The following is a 20,034-nucleotide window of genomic DNA, read 5'->3' as shown; positions in this document are numbered from 1 at the left end:
CCTCGTCGTGGCGCGCCGTCAGCCGACCCGGCAGGGCAGGCTCGTCGTACTGTCACCGCCGGGGCCGGAGACGACATAGCCGAAGGTGGCGCTCTGTCCCGGACTCAGCGAGCCGTTGTGGCCGGCGTTGTGGACCATGACGTCCTGGCCCTGATAGGTGGCGTCGCCGTTCCACAGACTGTCGACCCGCTGGCCGGCCGGGAGGGTCCAGTCGACCATCCAGCCGAGCATGGGGACGTCACCGCTGTTGGTGACGGTCACCTGGGACTGGTGGCCGCCGTTCCAGCTGCCCGTCGTGCTGCGGGTGGCGGTGCACTGGCCGGGAACGGGCTCGGTCGGCGGGTTGCCGGGGTCCTTGATGCCGGTCACCTCGCCGTTGCCGCCGTCGAAGACGACGTCGGAGCAGGAGTAGAAGGTCTCCGCGCTGTCCGAACGCTGCCAGACCATGTAGACGATGTGGCGGCCGGACTTGCCCTCCGGAAGCTGCCCGGTCCAGGAGTAGTTGGCGTCGACGGTGCCCGGGGACCCGTTGAGCGACGGGTGGTCGACGGAGAGGAACGGCTGTTCCTCCATGTCGTCCCAGGTGAGGTTCCGTGTCGGGTCGAAGCCGTCCTTGGTGATGTACACGTAGAACCAACCCGGGTGCGCGGCCCAGGCGTTGTAGGAGAAGTCGACGGTGGCGCCCGAGGTGAGGTGGGTGAGCGGCCAGTCGTCGCGCGGCTGGTTGAAGCCGGTGAAGCTGGAGTTGCCGCCGCTGCACAGCTGCCCGTCCGGCACGAAGCCGTCGGTACGGCCGGCGCCGTCGGAGCGCAGTACGGAGAACCAGTTGTAGAACGGCGTGGTGCCGCTGACCTGTGCGGCGGCCTTGCACGCCGGGTTGACCGGCTTGATCTCGCCGGTGTCGGTCAGCCCGTCCTGCCAGCACAGGAAGGTGCGGCTGGCGGGTTTCATCGGCGTCCCGTGCGCCTCCGCCTCGCCGCCCGCGGTCACGACCAGGCCGACGGCGGGAATGGTGGCGAGGAGGGAGACGAGGACCAGGAAGAGGGCTCTGGCGCGGGTGGGGAGTGGGGGCCGGGGAGCGGTGCCGCTCCTCGTTTTTGTCGTGATCATGACATACCTGTCCGTCGCTGCGGGTGCTACGGGTCACGGGTCGTGCGCATGGGTGCGCGCGCTGCGCGCGGTTGCGTCGCGCGTGCGGTCGCACGGGTACGCGTGGGGCCGAGCGAGATGGGAGCATCCTGCGACGGGTTCCGGTCCGGCGAAGGATGGGAGCGCTCCCACCCCACTCGTACGGGGAAGGTAGCGCCGCGGGCTCCGGTTGTAAACGGATCGCGCAACGAGAACCGGCGCGGGGGGCGGTTACGAGCCGTTCCACCGCCGGGGCGGGGCCGGGCCGACGACAGGGGCCGCACCCCGTCGGACGGGGTGCGGCCCTCGGCTGTCCCGCGCCGCCGCCTACTTGCTGATCAGGCTGCGCAGCACGTACTGCAGGATGCCGCCGTTGCGGTAGTAGTCCGCCTCGCCGGGGGTGTCGATGCGGACGACCGCGTCGAACTCGACGCCCGTGTCGGTGGTGACCTTCACCGTGCCCGGGATGGTGCCGTTGTTCAGCTCGGTGACGCCGGTGAAGGAGAAGGTCTCCTCGCCGGTGAGGCCGAGCGTCTCGGCGGTGTGGCCCTCCGGGAACTGGAGCGGCAGGACGCCCATGCCGATGAGGTTCGAGCGGTGGATGCGCTCGTACGACTCGGCGATGACGGCCTTGACGCCGAGCAGCGCGGTGCCCTTGGCCGCCCAGTCGCGGGACGAACCGGAGCCGTACTCCTTGCCCGCCAGGACGACCAGCGGGATGCCCTGGTCGATGTAGTTGCGCGAGGCGTCGTAGATGAACGACACCGGGGCCCCGTCCTCACCTTCGGCGGACCTCGTGAAGTCGCGCGTGTAGCCGCCCTCGGTGCCCGGCGCGATCTGGTTGCGCAGGCGGATGTTGGCGAACGTACCGCGGATCATGACCTCGTGGTTGCCGCGGCGGGAGCCGTAGCTGTTGAAGTCGCGGCGCTCGACGCCGTGCTCCGTGAGGTACTTGCCGGCCGGGGTGTCGGCCTTGATGGCACCGGCCGGGGAGATGTGGTCGGTGGTGACCGAGTCGCCGAGCTTGGCGAGGACGCGGGCGCCGGCGATGTCCTCGACCGGGGCCGGGTCCATGCCCATGCCCTCGAAGTACGGGGGCTTGCGGACGTAGGTGGACTCGGTGTCCCACTCGAAGGTGTTGCCGGTCGGGATCGGCAGCGCCTGCCACTGGGCGTCGCCGGCGAAGACGTCGGCGTAGGACTTGGAGAACATGTCCTCGCCGATGGTGTTGGCGACGACGTCGTTGACCTCGGCCTCGGTCGGCCAGATGTCCTTCAGGAAGACGGGGTTGCCGTCCTGGTCCAGGCCGAGGGACTCGCGGGTGATGTCCACCGTCATCGAGCCGGCGAGGGCGTACGCGACGACCAGCGGCGGGGACGCCAGGTAGTTCATCTTGACGTCGGGGTTGATCCGGCCCTCGAAGTTGCGGTTTCCGGAGAGAACAGAGGTGACGGCGAGGTCGTGCTCGTTGACGGCCTGGGAGACCTCGTCCGGCAGCGGGCCCGAGTTGCCGATGCAGGTGGTGCAGCCGTAGCCGACCAGGTTGAAGCCGACCTTGTCGAGGTACGGCGTCAGGCCCGCCTTGTCGAAGTAGTCGGTGACGACCTTGGAGCCCGGGGCGAGGGTGGTCTTGACCCACGGCTTGCGGGTCAGGCCCTTCTCGACCGCCTTCTTCGCCACCAGGGCGGCGGCGACCATGACGTACGGGTTCGACGTGTTGGTGCAGGAGGTGATGGCGGCGACGGTGACGGCGCCGTGGTCCAGGTCGTACTCGGTGCCGTCGGCGGCGGTGACCTTCACCTTGTTGCTGGGGGCGCCGTTGCTGATGGCCGGGGCGTCGGAGGCCGGGAAGGACTCCTTGCTGGCCTCGTCGACGTCGCCGCCGTCCTTGACGTAGTTGCGTACGTCCTGGGCGAACTGGGCCTTGGCGTCGGCGAGGACGATGCGGTCCTGCGGGCGCTTCGGGCCGGCGATGGACGGCACGACGGTGGACAGGTCCAGCTCGAGCTTCTCGGAGAAGTCCGGCTCGGCCTGCGGGTCCAGCCAGAGGCCCTGCTCCTTGGCGTACGCCTCGACGAGGGCGACCTGCTGGTCGCTGCGGCCGGTCAGGCGCATGTAGTTCAGCGTCTCGTCGTCGATCGGGAAGATCGCGGCGGTGGAGCCGAACTCCGGCGACATGTTGCCGATGGTGGCGCGGTTGGCCAGGCTCGTCGCGGCGACGCCCTCGCCGTAGAACTCGACGAACTTGCCGACGACGCCGTGCTTGCGCAGCATCTCGGTGATGGTCAGCACCAGGTCGGTGGCGGTGGTGCCGGGCCGCAGCTCGCCGGTCAGCTTGAAGCCGACGACGCGCGGGATCAGCATGGAGACCGGCTGGCCCAGCATGGCGGCCTCGGCCTCGATGCCGCCGACGCCCCAGCCCAGGACACCGAGGCCGTTGACCATGGTGGTGTGCGAGTCGGTGCCGACCAGGGTGTCGGGGTAGGCCTTGCCGCCACGGGTCATGACGACGCGGGCCAGGTGCTCGATGTTCACCTGGTGGACGATGCCGGTGCCGGGCGGGACGACCTTGAACTCGTCGAAGGCGGTCTGGCCCCAGCGCAGGAACTGGTAGCGCTCCTTGTTGCGGCCGTACTCCAGGTCGACGTTCTGCTTGAACGCGTCGTTGGTGCCGAACTTGTCGGCGATGACGGAGTGGTCGATGACCAGCTCGGCCGGCGCCAGCGGGTTGATCTTCGCCGGGTCGCCGCCCAGCTCCTTGACGGCCTCGCGCATGGTGGCGAGGTCCACGACGCAGGGGACACCGGTGAAGTCCTGCATGATCACACGGGCCGGGGTGAACTGGATCTCCTCCGACGGCTGGGCCTGGGAGTCCCAGGAGCCGAGCGCACGGATGTGGTCGGCGGTGATGTTCGCGCCGTCCTCAGTGCGGAGCAGGTTCTCCAGCAGCACCTTCAGGCTGTAGGGAAGGCGCGCGGCGCCCTCGACCTTGTCCAGCCGGAAGATCTCGTACGACTCGTCGCCCACCTGCAGCGTGCTGCGGGCGTCGAAGCTGTTCGCCGACACGACAGTCTCCTTCATTGATGTGCGCGTACCACCACACCGCAAACCCTTTGCGGCTACCGCCACGTGGTGCCGCCACTACCCCTCGACGGATCCGCTAAGGTAAGGCTAAGTTAGGCATCCCTTACCGGATCGCGGCGGCTGCGGTGCACCTCGGCAGATATCTCGATGTCGAGATAACCCTAATACACGACGGCCGAATGGTCATGCGCGGGCCCGCACCGGACCTCCGCATGCCCGGACCCCGGGCACCCCACCCCTTCCGGGCACCCCGCCCGTCCCCGGCGCACCGACCGGAACGGCTCGCTCCCGCCCCGCTCCCCCGCGACACCCGCCGCCCGTCATCACGGGGCCCGGACGGGGTATGCGCACGGGGAGGGCGTCACGGACCCGACGTCACGGACCCAGGGAGGGAGACAGGGATGCCACTCACGTTCCGCAAGAGCTTCAGGATCTTTCCGGGGGTGCGGCTCAACATCAACAAGCGCTCCTGGTCCATCACGACCGGCGGCGGACGCGGGCCGCGCCACACCACGAGCAGCACCGGACGCCGTACGACGTCGATGGACCTGCCCGGACCCTTCGGATGGCGCCGCACGACCAGCACCCGGCGCGGCAGGCGGCACTGACTCCGCATCACCCGAACAGCCCAGCCACGGAGCCCCCGGGAGGCGCCATCTCATATCTGAGATAGCCTCAGTCTCATGTCAGACGACTACCTCGTACGCATCGGCAAGCTCATCCGTGACGCCCGGCAACACCGCGGCTGGACACAGGCACAGCTGGCGGAGGCACTCGCCACCAGCCAGAGCGCCGTCAACCGCATCGAACGCGGCAACCAGAACATCAGCCTTGAGATGATCGCCCGTATCGGTGAGGCGCTCGACAGCGAGATCGTCTCCCTGGGCTACTCCGGTCCGATGCACCTGCGGGTCGTCGGCGGCCGCCGCCTGTCGGGCGCCATCGACGTGAAGACGAGCAAGAACGCGTGCGTGGCACTGCTGTGCGCCTCCCTGCTCAACAAGGGCCGCACGGTGCTGCGCCGCGTCGCCCGCATCGAGGAGGTGTACCGCCTCCTGGAGGTCCTGGGTTCGATCGGCGTCCGCACGCGGTGGATCAACGAGGGCGTCGACCTGGAGATCGTGCCGCCCGCCACGCTGGACCTCGACTCCATCGACGCGGACGCGGCCCGCCGCACCCGCTCCATCATCATGTTCCTCGGCCCGCTGCTGCACCGCACGGACCGCTTCATGCTGCCGTACGCCGGCGGCTGCGACCTCGGTACGCGCACCGTCGAGCCGCACATGATCGCGCTGCGCAGGTTCGGCCTGGAGATCGCCGCGACGGAGGGCCAGTACCACGCGGTGGTGGACCGTTCCGTCAGCCCCGACCGGCCGATCGTGCTGACCGAACGCGGGGACACGGTCACCGAGAACGCGCTGCTGGCCGCCGCCCGGCACGACGGCGTCACCGTCATCCGCAACGCCTCGTCCAACTACATGGTCCAGGACCTGTGCTTCTTCCTGGAGGCCCTGGGCGTCAGGGTCGAGGGCATCGGCACCACCACGCTCACCGTGCACGGCATGGAGAGCATCGATGTCGACGTGGACTACTCCCCCTCCGAGGACCCGGTCGAGGCGATGAGCCTGCTCGCCGCGGCCGTCGTCACCGAGTCCGAGCTGACGGTCCGCCGGGTGCCGATCGAGTTCCTGGAGATCGAGCTCGCGGTCCTGGAGGAGATGGGCCTCGACCACGACCGCACCCCCGAGTACGTCGCGGACAACGGCCGCACCCGGCTGGTCGACCTCACGGTCCGGCCCTCCAAGCTGGAGGCGCCGATCGACAAGATCCACCCGATGCCGTTCCCCGGCCTGAACATCGACAACGTCCCGTTCTTCGCGGCGATCGCGGCGGTGGCGCAGGGCCAGACCCTGATCCACGACTGGGTCTACGACAACCGCGCCATCTACCTGACCGACCTCAACCGCCTCGGCGGCCGGCTGCAGTTGCTGGACCCGCACCGGGTCCTGGTCGAGGGCCCCACCCGCTGGCGCGCCGCCGAGATGATGTGCCCGCCGGCCCTGCGCCCGGCCGTGGTCGTCCTGCTGGCGATGATGGCCGCGGAGGGCACGTCGGTGCTCCGCAACGTCTACGTCATCAACCGGGGGTACGAGGACCTGGCGGAGCGGCTGAACTCGGTGGGGGCGCAGATCGAGATCTTCCGGGACATCTGACCGGCAGATGCCGCCGCAACTCCTCTGACCTGCGCTGATGTGGGTCAGAGGGGGTGCAGCGGCACCTCCCGGGAGGGGCAGTTCCGCTATATCAACGAACAGGCCAAGACCCATCAGGACGCCGGCGATCCGGTGATCAGCGTGGACACGAAGAAGAAGGAACTGGTCGGCGGATACAAGAACGCCGGCCGGCAGTGGCGGCCCGAGGGTGAACCGGTCCAGGTCAGCACGCACGACTTCCCCGGCAAGGAGCTCGGCAAGGCGATTCCGTACGGCATCTACGACCTGGCCGCCAATACCGGCTGGGTGAACGTCGGCACCGACCACGACACCGCCGCCTTCGCGGTCGCCTCCATCCGCCGCTGGTGGCATGGAGCGGGGCGGGCCGCACACCCCCTCGCCCGGCGACTGCTCATCACCGCGGACGCGGGCGGCTCCAATGGCTACCGCACCCGCGCCTGGAAGGCCGAACTCGCCGCTCTGGCCCTGGAAACAGGGCTGGAGGTCACCGTGTGTCACTTCCCTCTCGGGACTCAATGCCGTTGCTTGAGTGTGCCAAGCAGTTCCCAGTGACGTTGAGGAAGCACGGTCGTTGGACCCGGCATGCATCCGTGGGTGGGAATATCCGATCATGTGCGGCTGGGAGTGGTGACCCGCTGGGTGACCCCGGAGCTCGTCGCCGACGTGCTGGAGAAGTGCGGGGTCCGCGACAAGAAGTCCGGCGCCCTGCCTGCCGGTTTCATGGTCTACTTCACGCTCGCCCTGGCCCTGTTCCAGCAGGACTCCTACGACGACGTGGCAGAGCAACTGGTCCGTACCATCCCGGAGTTGAGCGAGAGCATCCCCAACAAGTCGTCCTTCACGCGGGCGCGCAGGCGCCTGGGGCCGCAGGTCCTGGAAACCATGTTCCGTGAGCTGGCCGGCCCGCTGGCTCCCGTCGGTTTGCAGAGCGCCTTCTACCGCGGGATGCGCCTGGCCGCAGTGGACGGGTTCGTGCTGGATGCGCCGGACACGCCGGTCAACCGGGCCGCGTTCGGCGGACCGGTCAAGAACGGCCAGCCCGCGGGGTTCCCGCAGGCGCGGGTGGTGACCCTGACCAAGTGCGGCACGCACGCGCAGATCGACGCGGCGGTGGGCGGATTCAACGGCGGCGAGCCGGAACTGGCGATCAAAATGGCCGACGCGGCTGCCGGAATGCTGGTCATCATGGACCGCGGCTTTCCCGGCGTGGCGCTGTGGAAGGCATACACCGGGACCGGGGCCCATCTGCTGATCCGGGCCCGGTCGAGCGTCGCTGCTCGCCCGGTCGAGTATCTGCCCGACGGCACCTACCTGGCGAGGATGAACCTGGCCGGGCAGAAGGGCGCGCACCCCGGTGGGGTGCTGGTCCGGGTGATCGAGTACCGCGTCGACGGCGGCGAGGTGGTCAGGCTGTTGACCGATCTGTCGGACCCGATTGCCTATCCGGCGGCGGAGCTGGCGGAGCTCTACCACGCGAGATGGGAGGCGGAGTCGGCGTTCCGGCAGATCAAGACCTTCCAGCGCGGGCCGGCCGAGGTCCTGCGCTCGGGTGACCCGGATCTGGTGCGTCAGGAGGTCTGGGCACATCTGGTGGTGCACCACTGCCTCACGCAGGTCATCATCGCTCTGGCCGAGGACAACGGGATCGATCCGGGCCGGGTCTCCTTCGTCAAGGTCCTCAAGCACGCACGGCGCAGTGTGGTCCGCCAGTGCGCGGACACGCCCACGAAGATCAAAGAGTTCCTGGTGGTGCTGGCGGTGAAGGTGTATCGGAAACTCGACAACGGCGTCAGGCGCCTGCGCGAGGCAGACCGGCACCTGAAGCGTCCGGACTCGAAGTACTCCTCGAAGCTCTCCTACCGGATCAACACCCGGGACCGGCGGCCGACGCGGCGGGTCACAGCCAAGGTCATCACGCTGCAGCCCGCGATAGTTCGGTAGTCAAGCAACGGCATTGTCCCGGGACTTCAAAGTGGAACAAAATTGAGCACAGGCTGTTCTCCCACATCACCATGAACTGGCGGGGCAGGTCGCTGACCAGCCACGAGGTCATCGTGAACAGCATCGCCGCGACCACCACCCGCACCGGCCTGAGCGTGACCGCTGAACTCGATACCGACACCTACGAGACCGGAGTCCGTATCGCGGGCAGACAGATGGACGCCCTGCCTCTGACTCGCCACGCCTGGCACGGCGACTGGAACCGCACCCTCCGGTCCGAGGCGTATGCCCAGGTCAGTACCGCCCCGGACCCCTTCGACCAGCCCAGCCCCGACCTCGCATGGCTGTGCCACCCGGTCCTGACCGGACTGGCGCCGCACGAATGGGACACCCTGATCGCCACGCTGACCACACTCCACGAGGCCCAACGCGAGACACACCTGGACAAACGGCGCGGCCACCGGCCTCGTCTGGCCGCCCCCGGCACCAGCCGCCGCCCCCTCCTCACCCTCGCCGACCGGCTCCTGGCCGTTCTCCTCCACTACCAGCACGGCCTGCCCCAGGTCGCCATCGCCGCCGTGTTCGGCGTCCGGCCCGAGACGATCAACAGGCGCATGAGAGAGACCCGTGAGCTACTGGCAACCACGGGTCACGAACTCCGCCCCGCTGAACGCCAACTCGCGACCCCGGACGACCTGTTCGACCTGGCACACGAGGCAGGTAGCGCCCCCACACCAGAGATCAAGACAGCGGGTTAATGATCTGCGAGCCCCAACTTCGCGGCATTGGATGGTCGACGCGATCCGCTTCCTCGTCGACAACGGAATCAAGTGGCGGGCGATGCCGGTGGACTTCCCCCTCTGGGACCGGGTCTACGCGTTCTTCCGTCGCCGGTGGGACAAGGGCCTGGTCAAAGAGTTCCATGACCGGCTGCGTGGGAAGGCCCGTGAGGCGGCCGGCCGGGATCCGGAGCCGACCGCGGGCATCATCGACGCCCGCGGTCGGCCAAGGCCGCCGCGTCCGTGCCGGCGTCCTCACGCGGCTTCGACGGCGGGAAGAAGACCAACGGCCGCAAGCGGCACATCGTGGTCGACACGACAGGACTGCTGCTGACGGTCATGGTCACCGCAGCGAGCGCGACCGACCGGGAGGCGGGCCAGGTCCTGCTGGCCCGGCTGGCCGAGCGGTCCTTCCTGCTGAGGCTGGTCTGGGCCGACGGCGGCTGCACCGGGCCCCTGGTCGACTTCGCCGCGAAGGTGCTGCGCCTCACACCCACGGTCGTCGAACGCAATGCGGACGCTTCGGGCTTTGTGGTGCTGCCCCGCAGGTGGGTGGTGGAGTGGACGTTCGGGTGGCTGATGCGCTCCCGCCGCCTGGCCCGCGACTACGAGGGGCGGACCGACACATCCGAGGCGATGGTGCTGTGGTCGATGACCATGGTCATGAGCCGCCGCCTTGCGAAACGGTGACACTGAGGGAGCCCGGGGTGTTCTCGACGAGCCAGCCCCGCGCGGCCAGGCGCTTCGCCTTGGACCGCACCCCTTCGATCTTCGCCGGGACCGGCTCGAGGTCCAACGCGTCGGCGAGTTGCCGGCAGATCGCCAGCCCTTCGCCGGACCGCTCACGGCCGGCCAGGACGTGCATGATCCGCTGGTAGTCCGGCGACAGCACCGAAACGTCAAGCCCCTCCCGCCACACCGGGACCACCGGGACCACCGGGACCACCGGGACCACCGAACGGGACACCGCCCCGGGCACCGCCGGTTCCGGCCCAATCGGCCGGGCATCCCCGAAAACTTGCGCGTCCTTGAGCTCGCCGGACTCGGACAGCACCTGGCTCACCGTCTCCTTCGCGATCACCAGGCGATTCTGCGCGGCCTCCGCCTCCTTCAGCTTGGCAACGAGCCGGTCCAACTCGTTCCGCAGCGACTCCACCCGCATCCGGGCAGCAACCTCCCGCTCCTCCAGCAACCCCGTCACCGACGGCATCCGGCACCTCCACCAAAGAGGGAGCACGACCTGTCATCTCTACTGCAGGAAAGGCGACCTCACGCCTGACCATCGGAAACCCGGCGATCACACTCGGAAAGACAACAGCTTCTGATGGAGGCCGAGTTGGTCAGAGGCAGGAGGTATCAGAGAGGATTCGTCGGCAGGCACGGACTTCCCAGGACCACAGAGCGTAGAGAACTCCATGATCACGGACGTCCGTGCCTGTTCCGCATCGGACCCCGCCCAGCCCGGGCATCCGTCAGGAAGCGGACGTCAGCCGACTACGCCGAAGCCCTGCACCTACCCCGCCCCATGAACGGACCAGCGAGCGCCTCACCACGTAGGACACGGTCTTAGTGGGCGGTTCGTGAGTCTTTGAGTGGTTCTGCTGTCGCCTGATGGTGTGGCGGCAGGACGGAATCCGCCGGTCCACGGGTGCTGATCTGGTGAGGTGACCGGGTGAGTGAACGCAAGTTGTACCCGAGTGACTTATCGGACGAGCAGTGGTCATTGATCGAGCCGGTGATCACCGCGTGGAAGGACCGGCACCGCTCGGTCAGCGGCCACCAGGGCGCCTACGACATGCGGGAGATCGTGAACGCGATCCTCTACCAGGGGCGAACCGGCTGCCAGTGGGCCTATCTCCCGCACGACCTGCCGCCCAAGAGCGCGACCTACTACTACTTCGCCGCCTGGCGGGACGACGGCACCGACCAGGTCATCCATGAACTTCTGCGCTGCCAGGTCCGTGAACGCGCCCGCCGATTAGAGGACCCGACCCTGGTGGTCCTGGACACCCAGAGTGTCCACGTGGCCGCCGGGGTCCCTGCCGCCACGACCGGCCATGATCCGGCCAAGCGGGTGCCCGGCCGCAAACGCGGACTGGCCGTGGACGTCCTCGGCCTGGTCATCGCAGTCGTCGTCCTCGCCGCGAACACCCACGACAACGCCGCGGGCATCCTCCTGCTGGACCAGGTCGCCGAGCACGCCGGCGGAAGCGTCCGCAAAGCCCTGGTCGACCAGGGCTTCAAGAACCAGGTCGTCGCGCACGGCGCCGGCCTGGGCATCGACGTCGAGATCGTCGCACGCGACCCGCAGGTCAAGGGGTTCGTGCCGCAGCCGAAGCGATGGAGGGTCGAGCAGACCTACGGCATCCTGATACTGCACCGCCGCCTGGTCCGCGACTACGAGCACCGCCCTTCCTCCTCCGCCTCGCGCGTCTACTGGGCGATGACCCACGTCATGACCCGCCGCCTCACCGGCGCGAACGCCCCCACCTGGCACGAGGCGAAGGCGGCGGCAGGGTGAACCTCCAGCCCCTGCTCGACGCCCTGGACCTCCAGGAAGACGCCGCCCGGGCCCTGGCCGACGACCTCCGCACGCAGATTGACGGCCTGCAGACCCGGCTGCGGGAGGCCGAGATGCACCTCGAACACCTCGCGATCACCCGCACGACCGTCACCGGCCTCGCCGACCGGCTCCCGAACGTCGCACCGGACCTGCCCGAGCACCCGGACTACCCCCGCATCCTGACCGCCTTCAACCAGACAACCGGACCGCTACGGGCCAAGGACGTCTGCGAAGCCCTGGGCCACGACCTGCTGCCAAAGAACGTCGAAGGCACCCGCGCCAAGCTGAAACGCCTGGTCAAACTCGGGATCCTCACCGAGGCCGACACCGGCAACTTCGCCAGGAAGCAATAGCCGACGCAACCTTGCTCCAACCTCAGCCGGAAATGGACATCACCCCACGAACCGCCCACTTAATACTCCAGCCGTGGATCGCGATCTTCATGTCTGGGCGGTTTGTCGTTGGTAGTGAGCGTTTTCAGCGTGACCACTGATCGGGTGACGGGATCGGTTCTCGCAACGCACGAGGCTCCCGCGCCGTCCACCACATGGCTTCCTGCCAGGAGAAGGACGTCTACGGGGCGGGACTTCTTGCGGCTGCCTGGTCGAGTGTGGCCGGACACGAGTCGGCGTCCGGGTGTGTGGCGAGGGCGATCAAGGCGTCGAGGCGTTGGCCCGCCGCCTGCAACTCGGCGACCTTCGCCGTCGTGCGGGCACGTTCGTCAAGCAAGCGCGCCAGCAACTCGGGACCGACGTGGCGTGCATCGATGGCCGGCAGGAGTGCGGCGATCACGCGGCTGGTGAGCCCGGCTGTGTAGAGCTCGCGGATCAGCCGTACACGGTCCTCCGCCGACTGCGAGTAGACACGCTGTCCTCCTGCCGTGCGCGAGGAACACAGCAGGCCCTGCTCCTCGTAGTAGCGCAAAGCGCGGGTACTGACACAGGCCCGGTCGGCCAGCTCTCCGATACGCACTGTGACTCGCCCCTCGCTCTGCGATGTCCGATTTGCCTTTGACGTTGACGTCAAGTTCTAGCTTAGGCGCGAAGGGCGGGAGTGATCGCCGTCCTCCGCCCGATGAAAGGATGATCATGGACATCGCTGGTTCCACCGCGCTCGTGACCGGAGCCAACCGGGGCATCGGCCAGCGCTTCGTTGACGAATTGCTGGCCCGCGGGGCCGAAAGGGTCTACGCGGCGGCCCGCAGCCCGGAGACGATCACCGCATCCGACCCCCGCGTCAGCCCGCTGTACCTGGACCTCCTCGACGAGAAGTCGATCACGGATGCGGCCGCCATCGCACAGGATGTGACACTGCTGGTCAACAACGCTGGCATCGCCACGGGAGCCAACCTGCTGACCGACGACCTGGACGACGTCCGGCGGGAACTGGAGACGCATCTTTTCGGCACGCTCCGCGTCATCCGCGCCTTCGCTCCGGTCCTAGCCACCCACGGCGGCGGAACGATCGTGAACGTCCTCTCCGTACTGTCATGGACCGCCACCCCTCAGGGTTCGGGCTCCTACTCCGTCGCCAAAGCCGCCGAGTGGAACATGACCAACGGCGTACGCGTCGAGCTCGCCGGACAGAAGACCCTTGTCCAGGGTGTCCACCTGGGGGCAGCGGACACCGACATGATGGCGGGCACCGACGTCCCCAAGATCGATCCCGTCGACGTCGCACGCGCCAGCCTTGACGGTGTGCAGAGCGACTCCCTCGAAGTGTTGGTCGACGACCCCAGCCGCTTCGTCAAGGCGGCCCTGGCCGGCGACCCGGCACAGCTGTACGGCCCTGCGCCCGCCGGGTGAGCCTTTCAGCTTTGCCTCTCCAGCGTGAGTACGGCCTTGGTGATGACGGTCATGCGGTTGGGGCGGGCTGATGCGGGATCTTCGGAAGATCTGCCAGGTCTTCAGGCGTGCCATGCCGCGTTCAACCGGAGCTCGGGCTTGGGCGAGGGCGCGGTTGACGGTGCGCTGGGTGGGGGTGAGTTCCCCGCCGGGCGGTCGCCTGACCCCGGTGGTGACCCAGGGGTCGGCGCCTTGGTAGGCGCGGTCGGCCAGGACAGGGACACCTTGTCGCTCGCAGATTCGGATGATGCGGTGGGTGCGGGCCGCGGTCAGGTCGTGAGCCCGTCCCGGCAGGGCGGGTGAGATCCACAGGACCCTGCCACCGGGGGCGGTGACGACTTGGACATTCACCCCGTGGCGGCGGTGTTTGGCCGAGTAGTCGGCGCGACTGTCACCGACGCGGTCGCATTCGGCGAGGGCCCCGTCCAGGAGTACGAATTCGGGGTCTTCCTCGCGCAGTGTTTTCAGTAGGCCAGGCGCGCGGGCGGCGAGCATGCCTGCGACCGAGGTGACGTAGGCATGGGCGGTGCCGACGGATATCCCGAAGCCGGCGGCAATGTGGGCGAGGGTGTCGTGACGATGCAGGTACACGAGCGCGACGAGCGCACGCTGGTGCGGCGGGAGCTTGCAACGGCGGTCACCTTCGCGGGTGACGATGAGCATCGTGACCCACTCGACCAGGGCGTGAGGCAGATCGAGTGCGGCAGGGTAGGGGACCAACGAGGCTCCTGTGCCGATGGGTTGAGGCTTCGAACATCTCCCTCAACGGCACGGGGGCCTCGTGCGTTTCGGCCCCGCGCCCGCCAGCAACGCCGTCACCCGACCGGTGGCCACACTGAAAAGGCTCAGTGACTGGTCTGGGATCGGGCCTGGTGGCGGCGTCGCCAGTGGGGGACCAGTTGAGCTGGTGGGCCGCTTCACGTGTGGGGCGGACGGTGAGCGCGGTGAACAGGTGCTGGATCTCGTTGCAGGTCAGCGGTATCAACCCGTCCGGCTTCGGCTCGCGGGCGTGTTCGTCGGCGCGGACGACGGTGAGGAAGGCGTGGGCGAGCATCGCGAGGGTCACCCAGCGGTGCCAGGACGTCCAGCGCCGGACCTGGTGTTCGTCCAGTCCGGCCAGGCCCTTGCCGGACTGGAAGGTTTCCTCGACCGTCCATCTGCGTCCGGCGACCCGCACCAGGGTGGACAGCGGCACCTGGATGGCTGAGTAGCAGCGGTAAAAGGCGAGTTCACGGGTGCACCGGTTGCGGCGGACGAGCAGCTGATGGTGGCCGGGCCGGTCGTCGGCGATATCGGCCGGGGCCCAGTCGTAGAAGCCGTGCCCCTTGGCGCCTGCGCCGGCGGAGAGCTTCTGCCAGGCCCGCGCGGGGAGCTTCTTGACCAGGGCGTCGGCACGGAGCTTGCCCGCGGGGGTGGTGACCTGGTGGTCGCGGGCGACGGCGAGCACGTAGCCGATCTCGCGTCTTTCCCGCTCGCTTCGCAGGTGCGGGTTACCTCCGTGGACTTCATCACCGGCCACCCAGGATGCGGCGACGCCTGCATCCAAAGCGCGGCCGATCATGCGGGCGGCGAGGGCGGGTTTCGTGGTGAAGCCGACGGCGTCGGGTATCCCGGCGGCCCGGCAGCGGGCCGTGTCCTCGGTCCAGGAACGCGGGACATACAGCTCCCGGTCGATCGACGCGTGCCCGAGCGGGGTGGAGTAGGCGAGGTAGACGACGACCTGGCTGTTTTCGATGCGTCCGGCGGTTCCGGTGTACTGGCGCTGGACGCCGACTGTGTGCGTGCCCTTCTTCAGGTCGCCGGTCTCGTCCACCAGCACCGCGTCCTGGTGGTGTAGCCGCTCGACGACGAAGCTGCGGATATCGTCGCGTACCGCGTCGGCATCCCACCTGGCCCTCGACAGCAGATGCTGCAGACCGTGGGGGGCCGTATCTCCGGCATGCTCGGCGAGCGTCCAGCAGTTCTTGCGCGGCAGGTCCGCCGGCAGCCCGAGCACGAACGCCCGTGCCCGGCGCCGGGGTTCCACCCGCACGAACCGCCCCGCGATACGGCCCATCAGGACCTCGAACGTCTCCTGCCAGCGGCCAGGATCTATGCTGTGACCTGCGGCCACCGTCTGATCTTCTGTCTTCACACACCGATGATCACCGGTGGCCGCGCCCGTTCCCGGACCAGTCCCGGCCAGCAAGATCGCAATCTACAGCTGGAGCATTAATCCCTTTCGCAGGTAAGCGTTCGACGAACGTGCGCGACAAGGAGATGACAAGAAACGTGGGTTACGATGCGACCTGCTTGCGCAATACCTTTCGAGGGGTGATGACGATGCACCGGCCTCGGCCTTTGGTCGATGAATTCAGATCCGGACGTTCCTTGTTACCGGCGGTTCGATCCGTGTCCCCGTGGACGCGCACCCAAGGTGATTACCGCACAGTAGGGGTTTCCTCCGACAGAGACGAGCACCGGCGTTATGGATGAGGCGATCGACCGCAGCGGCGACACACGCGCCACCGAAGGCTCCTCCGCGAAGCCCGCCCGGGAAGTCCTGCCGTCATTCATGGTCACGGAGGCGGGTTCGGGCGAACGGGGGGACCTCGACCACGATGACCGTCGCCCGCACCTCGCGCCGGCGCACAGCCAGCTAGTCCGCCACGTCCGCTGCCGTCAGACGGCTTGTGCGGCACCGCCCCCCGACGCTCCGCACCGCGCCTGCCGAGACAGGCCGGACGCGCGACGGGCACCCGGGCCGGAGCGCGCCCGCACCAGAGCAACCGGCGGGTCCCGGCCCGCGTCCTGACAGACAGGGCGTCCGCTTCACGCCCCTTCCGCCGACCGCCGAAAGGGTGAATGCGATACGCCGCCACGCGGCACGATGACCCGGCGCCGGTAATCACCGGCCACCTTACCGACCAGTAAGCCTCCGTGCGGCGCGGCGGCGAAAACTGCATGTCGTGCGGGTCCCCACGGCCTGTATTTTCCGCGCCTCTCACTCGACTCTATTTCCGTTCCGGGAGGAAGGCTTCCTCCCTTTCACGCGGACGACTCCGACCGTCAGTCATTCACAAAAGGTGCATGCTCATGGAAATAAAGCTCCTCGGTCCCTTGGAGGTTCGTGAGGAGGGCGTGTACGTGCGCATCCCCGGCGAGAAGCTGCGGACCGTCATCGCCGTCCTCGCGCTCTCTTCCGGGCGTCCGGTGTCCAGGCGCGACCTCATAGACGAGTTATGGGGAGAGGAACCACCCCGGAATGCCGAGAATTCACTGCACGGCCACATCGCACGACTTCGCCGCGTACTGGCGACCCGCAGCGGAAAGCCCGGCCTCCGGAAAGTCATCGAGACCTCTCCGTCCGGCTATGCCCTGATCGGATCCGAAATCGAGGTCGACGTCATCCGCTTCGAGAAAATCGTCCGGCGCGCCGAATCCCTTGATGACGGGCACTTGGAAGAGGCCGCCGCACTTCTCACCGAAGCGACCAAGCTGTGGCGCGGTCCGGCACTGATGGACACCGGACAGGGAGACATCTGCCGCATGTCGTACAGTCGGCTCCAGCAGCTATGGCTCACCGCTTCCGAAAAACTGTTCGACATCCGCCTTCAGCTGAATCAGCACCGCTTGATCCTTTCCGAGCTGGAGCAGATGCACGCCACGTACCCGTACCACGAACACTTCTGCGCTCAGCTCATCACGGCCCTCTACCGCACCGGCCGGCAGGCGGACGCACTGGACACGTACAACCAGATGTGCGAACGCCTCGCCCACAGCCTCGGGCTCGATCCCGGACGTGACCTGCAGGAGCGGTTCCACGGAGTCCTGCGTCAGGATCCGGCGCTGCTCTGACCTGCGGCCGCCACTTTGACCGCCGCCCGGGCGACCGACGCAGCGACCGGTACGGCGACCGCCGGCGGGACGACCGATCGCGGCGACCCCGCGCCCCTCGCCTCCGGCCCCCGAGGCGTCGCACCGGACCACGCCCGCCCACTTTTATCCGTCGCGGCGACAGCATTCACACCGTGCGCGCCAGTTGTCACCCGCATCGCATTTCGTCCCGCTCAATCCGAGGCGCACCGACCCCATGTCCGAAAACCCACACGGAGAACAAGTTCATGATTAAACTACTTTTCGGCCTAGATGAATCGATCCTACACAGGAGAAGTGGCGACCGGAACGCGGGAGTATACCGAAGGTATACGAAGGGTGCGAGATCGGCCCCTACCACTGAAATTTCCCAACTTCGCATCAACGGTGTGGCGGGCTGACCGGATGCTTCAACTTCACAGTAAAATATGAGCATGAACTGGTTATCTGTTGGGCATGACCGAGAGGGGCGCCCCTCTCCCATGCTCGAGTTCGGGCTACTGGGGCCATTGGTCGCTTACTCGCATAGCGGGCCCCTCACCATCGGACCACCGAAACGACGAGCACTCCTCATCCGGCTGCTGCTGGAAAGAGGGCGCGCCGTTCCGCTCGGAACCCTGCGCGAGGACCTGTGGCCCGACAGTCCCTCGTCGAGTTCCGTCTCCTCCGTGCAGGCCCACATCAGCAGGCTCCGCGACGTGCTGGAACCGGGACGGACCCGGCGCGGCGGCACGAGTGTGCTGGTCCGCGAGCCCATGGGGTACGCGCTGCGGGTCCCCTTCGAGGCCCAGGACATCTGTCACTTCGAGCGGATGCTGAAAGACGCGCGGCGGCTTCTGCGGCTGGACCGCGTCAAGGAGGCCGACCAGGAGGTCACCGCCGCGCTGGCCCTGTGGCGGGGAGCCCCGCTCGCCGAGGCGACGGACTACCTCTTCGCCTCCCGGGAGATCACTCGACTCAAAGAAGCCCACATGCTGGCGCAGGAGTTGAGGGTGTCCATCCTGATCACCGAGGGGAATCTGGAGGCGGCTCTCCTGGCGGCGGAGGAACTCACCGCCCGTACCCCGCTACGCGAGGTCGCCTGGGAGATGCTGGTCTCCACGCTGTACCGGTCGGGCCGGCCCGCCGAAGCACTGCACCGGTACGCGCGTCTGCGTGAACTGCTCATGGACGAACTCGGCATAGCCCCGGGCCCCCGGCTCCAGTGGCTGCAGGGCAAGATCCTGCGGCAGGAGGAACTGCCGCACGACCATGCGTACAGCTTCAGTTCCTCCGCGTGAGCGGCCGTACCGAGGACAGGGCGGGCTCGCGCTCCGGCGGGCCCACCGTCCGGACGACCGTGTGCCGGGCGAACAGGGTGCTGGGCCGCAGGCCGAACATGGCGTGGAATGCGCTGCTGAAGTGCGAGGGGCTGGCGAATCCCGCCTCCACGGCGGCCGTCGACAGGTCGGGCCAGGTCTCCAGCAGTTCCGCGACCCGCAGCATCCGGGCCCACATCCGGTAGCGCCGGAAGGTGGTCCCCGTCTCCGCGCGGAACAGTCTCAGGAACGCGGAGACGCTGAGCCCCGCCTCGGCCGCCAGGTCCTTCGCCGCCACCCGTCGGCCGTGCGGCCCGTCCATGTGTGCCGTCGCCCGCCGCACCCGTGGGTCCCGCCGCTCGCCGAGACCGTCCGGACCAGCCCAATCCAGCCACTCCCGGACGTCCGCCAGCGGTGCGCAGCCAGTCAACAGCGCAGCGCGACGGGCTAGTTCGTCCTCGTACGCATGATCCGTGGCCAGCTCCGCGGTGCCGCCCATCCGCCGGCGGCAGGAGCGCTCGCGTTCCGAGGCGGGGTCGAAGTAGCAGAAGGCCATGCGGACGCCCTCGGCCACGATGCGGTGCCGGACCCGGGCGGGCACCAGAGCCGTTCGGGTGCGGCACCGAAAGCCGTGCTGCAGCTCGACCGTGAACGGCCCGTCGAGACCCAGTGCCAGACAGCTCACCGCACCGAAGTGGAAGTCCAGCTCCAACGAGGGCCCCACGTACAGGGCCTGCCCCGGCCACAGCCACAAATCGGCGCGATCACAGCACGTTTCTGAAAGCACCGCCGGACGCATACGGACATGCTAATCGCTGTCGGCACGCGCCCGTCCGCCGTGCCGCACGGCCCCCGCCTTTCCGCGAACGAACGAAGAGATGACATCATGTGGACCGAACGCCTCATCACCGCACTGCTGTTCATCGTCGGTGCGATCAATCTGCTGCCCGGTTTCGTCGCGGTGGCGCCGTCCCGGATCAGCACGGCGTACGGGGTCTCCCTCGACGGCGCCGACTCCGTCGACCTGACCTTGCTGCTGCGGCACCGCGCCGTGCTGCTGGGACTGGTCGGGATCGGCCTGCTGTGCGCGGCGTTCGTCCCGTCGCTGCGGATTCCCGCCATGGTCGCCGGAGCCGTCAGCATGGGCACGTTCCTGCTGTTCGCCTACACCACGCCGGAACTCAACAGCGCCAACATGAGGGTCGCCCGGATCGACATCGCCGCCGTGGCGCTGCTGGCGACGACGGCGGTACTGGTCGGCCGCAAGGGCGCCTGAGCGTGTGCCGTCCCGTCCCCGCGGCGGGGACG

16 protein-coding genes and 4 pseudogenes are annotated in these 20,034 nt (G+C 68.2%); 13 read left to right on the top strand and 7 right to left on the bottom strand.

Annotation, left to right across the window (positions count from 1 at the left end):
- Positions 1-18 precede the first annotated feature (18 nt).
- Together ACWZEH_RS27935 and acnA are read right to left on the bottom strand one after the other, a co-directional pair.
- Complete coding sequence (locus ACWZEH_RS27935; RefSeq protein WP_456193837.1) at positions 19-1,110, bottom strand: lytic polysaccharide monooxygenase; 1,092 nt, start codon at positions 1,108-1,110, stop codon at positions 19-21.
- A gap of 345 nt (positions 1,111-1,455) precedes the next feature.
- Positions 1,456-4,194 carry an aconitate hydratase AcnA gene (gene acnA, locus ACWZEH_RS27930; protein ID WP_456193836.1) on the bottom strand — a complete coding sequence of 913 codons (2,739 nt, stop codon included), beginning with the start codon at positions 4,192-4,194 and terminating at the stop codon, positions 1,456-1,458.
- Between the two features lie 419 nt (positions 4,195-4,613).
- Here acnA and ACWZEH_RS27925 point away from each other — a divergent pair, with 419 nt between their 5' ends.
- The 7 genes and pseudogenes from ACWZEH_RS27925 (at position 4,614) to ACWZEH_RS27895 (ending at position 9,856) form a co-directional block, all read left to right on the top strand.
- The gene (locus ACWZEH_RS27925; RefSeq protein WP_456193835.1) at positions 4,614-4,820 is read left to right on the top strand and encodes a DUF4236 domain-containing protein; all 207 of its coding nucleotides are present in this window, start codon (positions 4,614-4,616) and stop codon (positions 4,818-4,820) included.
- Between the two features lie 75 nt (positions 4,821-4,895).
- A complete protein-coding gene (locus tag ACWZEH_RS27920; protein WP_456193834.1) occupies positions 4,896-6,425 on the top strand; it encodes a UDP-N-acetylglucosamine 1-carboxyvinyltransferase in 1,530 nt (509 codons plus the stop codon).
- 51 nt (positions 6,426-6,476) lie between these two features.
- Positions 6,477-6,959 (top strand): annotated as a pseudogene (locus ACWZEH_RS27915) (ISAzo13 family transposase); the annotation flags it as partial.
- An 81-nt stretch (positions 6,960-7,040) separates the two neighbouring features.
- Entirely contained in the window at positions 7,041-8,387 is a 1,347-nt protein-coding gene (locus ACWZEH_RS27910) for an IS4 family transposase (protein ID WP_456193833.1), read from the top strand.
- A 17-nt stretch (positions 8,388-8,404) separates the two neighbouring features.
- Positions 8,405-9,145: pseudogene (locus ACWZEH_RS27905) on the top strand (ISAzo13-like element transposase-related protein); the annotation flags it as partial.
- A gap of 31 nt (positions 9,146-9,176) precedes the next feature.
- On the top strand, positions 9,177-9,500 hold the full coding sequence (locus ACWZEH_RS27900) for a transposase (protein WP_456193832.1): 324 nt from the start codon (positions 9,177-9,179) through the stop codon (positions 9,498-9,500).
- Positions 9,410-9,856, top strand: a complete 447-nt coding sequence (locus ACWZEH_RS27895; protein WP_456193831.1) for a transposase — start codon at positions 9,410-9,412, stop codon at positions 9,854-9,856. Before ACWZEH_RS27900 ends, ACWZEH_RS27895 begins: the two co-directional genes overlap by 91 nt.
- Here ACWZEH_RS27895 and ACWZEH_RS27890 read toward each other — a convergent pair.
- Positions 9,828-10,367, bottom strand: coding sequence for a hypothetical protein (locus tag ACWZEH_RS27890; RefSeq protein WP_456199870.1), 540 nt, complete (start codon positions 10,365-10,367; stop codon positions 9,828-9,830). The genes ACWZEH_RS27895 and ACWZEH_RS27890 overlap by 29 nt on opposite strands.
- 471 nt (positions 10,368-10,838) lie before the next feature.
- Between ACWZEH_RS27890 and ACWZEH_RS27885 the strand changes: the two genes are divergently transcribed.
- On the top strand, positions 10,839-11,687 hold the full coding sequence (locus ACWZEH_RS27885) for an IS5 family transposase (protein ID WP_456193830.1): 849 nt from the start codon (positions 10,839-10,841) through the stop codon (positions 11,685-11,687).
- Positions 11,684-12,082, top strand: coding sequence for a hypothetical protein (locus ACWZEH_RS27880; protein WP_456193829.1), 399 nt, complete (start codon positions 11,684-11,686; stop codon positions 12,080-12,082). Before ACWZEH_RS27885 ends, ACWZEH_RS27880 begins: the two co-directional genes overlap by 4 nt.
- 220 nt (positions 12,083-12,302) lie before the next feature.
- On the opposite strand, the gene ACWZEH_RS27875 is transcribed toward ACWZEH_RS27880, so the two are convergent.
- Positions 12,303-12,701 (bottom strand): MerR family transcriptional regulator, encoded by a 399-nt coding sequence (locus ACWZEH_RS27875; protein WP_356310629.1) that lies wholly within the window; start codon positions 12,699-12,701, stop codon positions 12,303-12,305.
- Between the two features lie 116 nt (positions 12,702-12,817).
- On the opposite strand from ACWZEH_RS27875, the gene ACWZEH_RS27870 reads away from it, so the two are divergent.
- Positions 12,818-13,534 (top strand): SDR family oxidoreductase, encoded by a 717-nt coding sequence (locus tag ACWZEH_RS27870; protein WP_456193828.1) that lies wholly within the window; start codon positions 12,818-12,820, stop codon positions 13,532-13,534.
- A gap of 5 nt (positions 13,535-13,539) precedes the next feature.
- Here ACWZEH_RS27870 and ACWZEH_RS27865 read toward each other — a convergent pair.
- Both ACWZEH_RS27865 and ACWZEH_RS27860 read right to left on the bottom strand, forming a co-directional pair.
- A pseudogene (locus ACWZEH_RS27865) lies at positions 13,540-14,293 on the bottom strand (transposase).
- Positions 14,294-14,418: 125 nt separating this feature from the next.
- Positions 14,419-15,629 (bottom strand): annotated as a pseudogene (locus ACWZEH_RS27860) (IS701 family transposase).
- 1,019 nt (positions 15,630-16,648) lie between these two features.
- Here ACWZEH_RS27860 and ACWZEH_RS27855 point away from each other — a divergent pair.
- The gene (locus ACWZEH_RS27855) at positions 16,649-17,410 is read left to right on the top strand and encodes an AfsR/SARP family transcriptional regulator (RefSeq protein WP_456193827.1); all 762 of its coding nucleotides are present in this window, start codon (positions 16,649-16,651) and stop codon (positions 17,408-17,410) included.
- A 446-nt stretch (positions 17,411-17,856) separates the two neighbouring features.
- Complete coding sequence (locus tag ACWZEH_RS27850; RefSeq protein WP_456193826.1) at positions 17,857-18,708, top strand: AfsR/SARP family transcriptional regulator; 852 nt, start codon at positions 17,857-17,859, stop codon at positions 18,706-18,708.
- Here ACWZEH_RS27850 and ACWZEH_RS27845 read toward each other — a convergent pair.
- Entirely contained in the window at positions 18,692-19,450 is a 759-nt protein-coding gene (locus ACWZEH_RS27845) for an AraC family transcriptional regulator (RefSeq protein WP_456193825.1), read from the bottom strand. The two genes, ACWZEH_RS27850 and ACWZEH_RS27845, sit on opposite strands and share 17 nt — an antisense overlap.
- 162 nt (positions 19,451-19,612) lie before the next feature.
- On the opposite strand from ACWZEH_RS27845, the gene ACWZEH_RS27840 reads away from it, so the two are divergent.
- Positions 19,613-20,002: a hypothetical protein gene (locus tag ACWZEH_RS27840; RefSeq protein ID WP_456193824.1), complete on the top strand. Its 390-nt coding sequence runs from the start codon at positions 19,613-19,615 to the stop codon at positions 20,000-20,002.
- Positions 20,003-20,034: the final 32 nt, after the last annotated feature.

This window comes from Streptomyces yamdrokensis, assembly GCF_053890455.1.
This window is presented reverse-complemented; position numbering and strand designations above follow the sequence as displayed.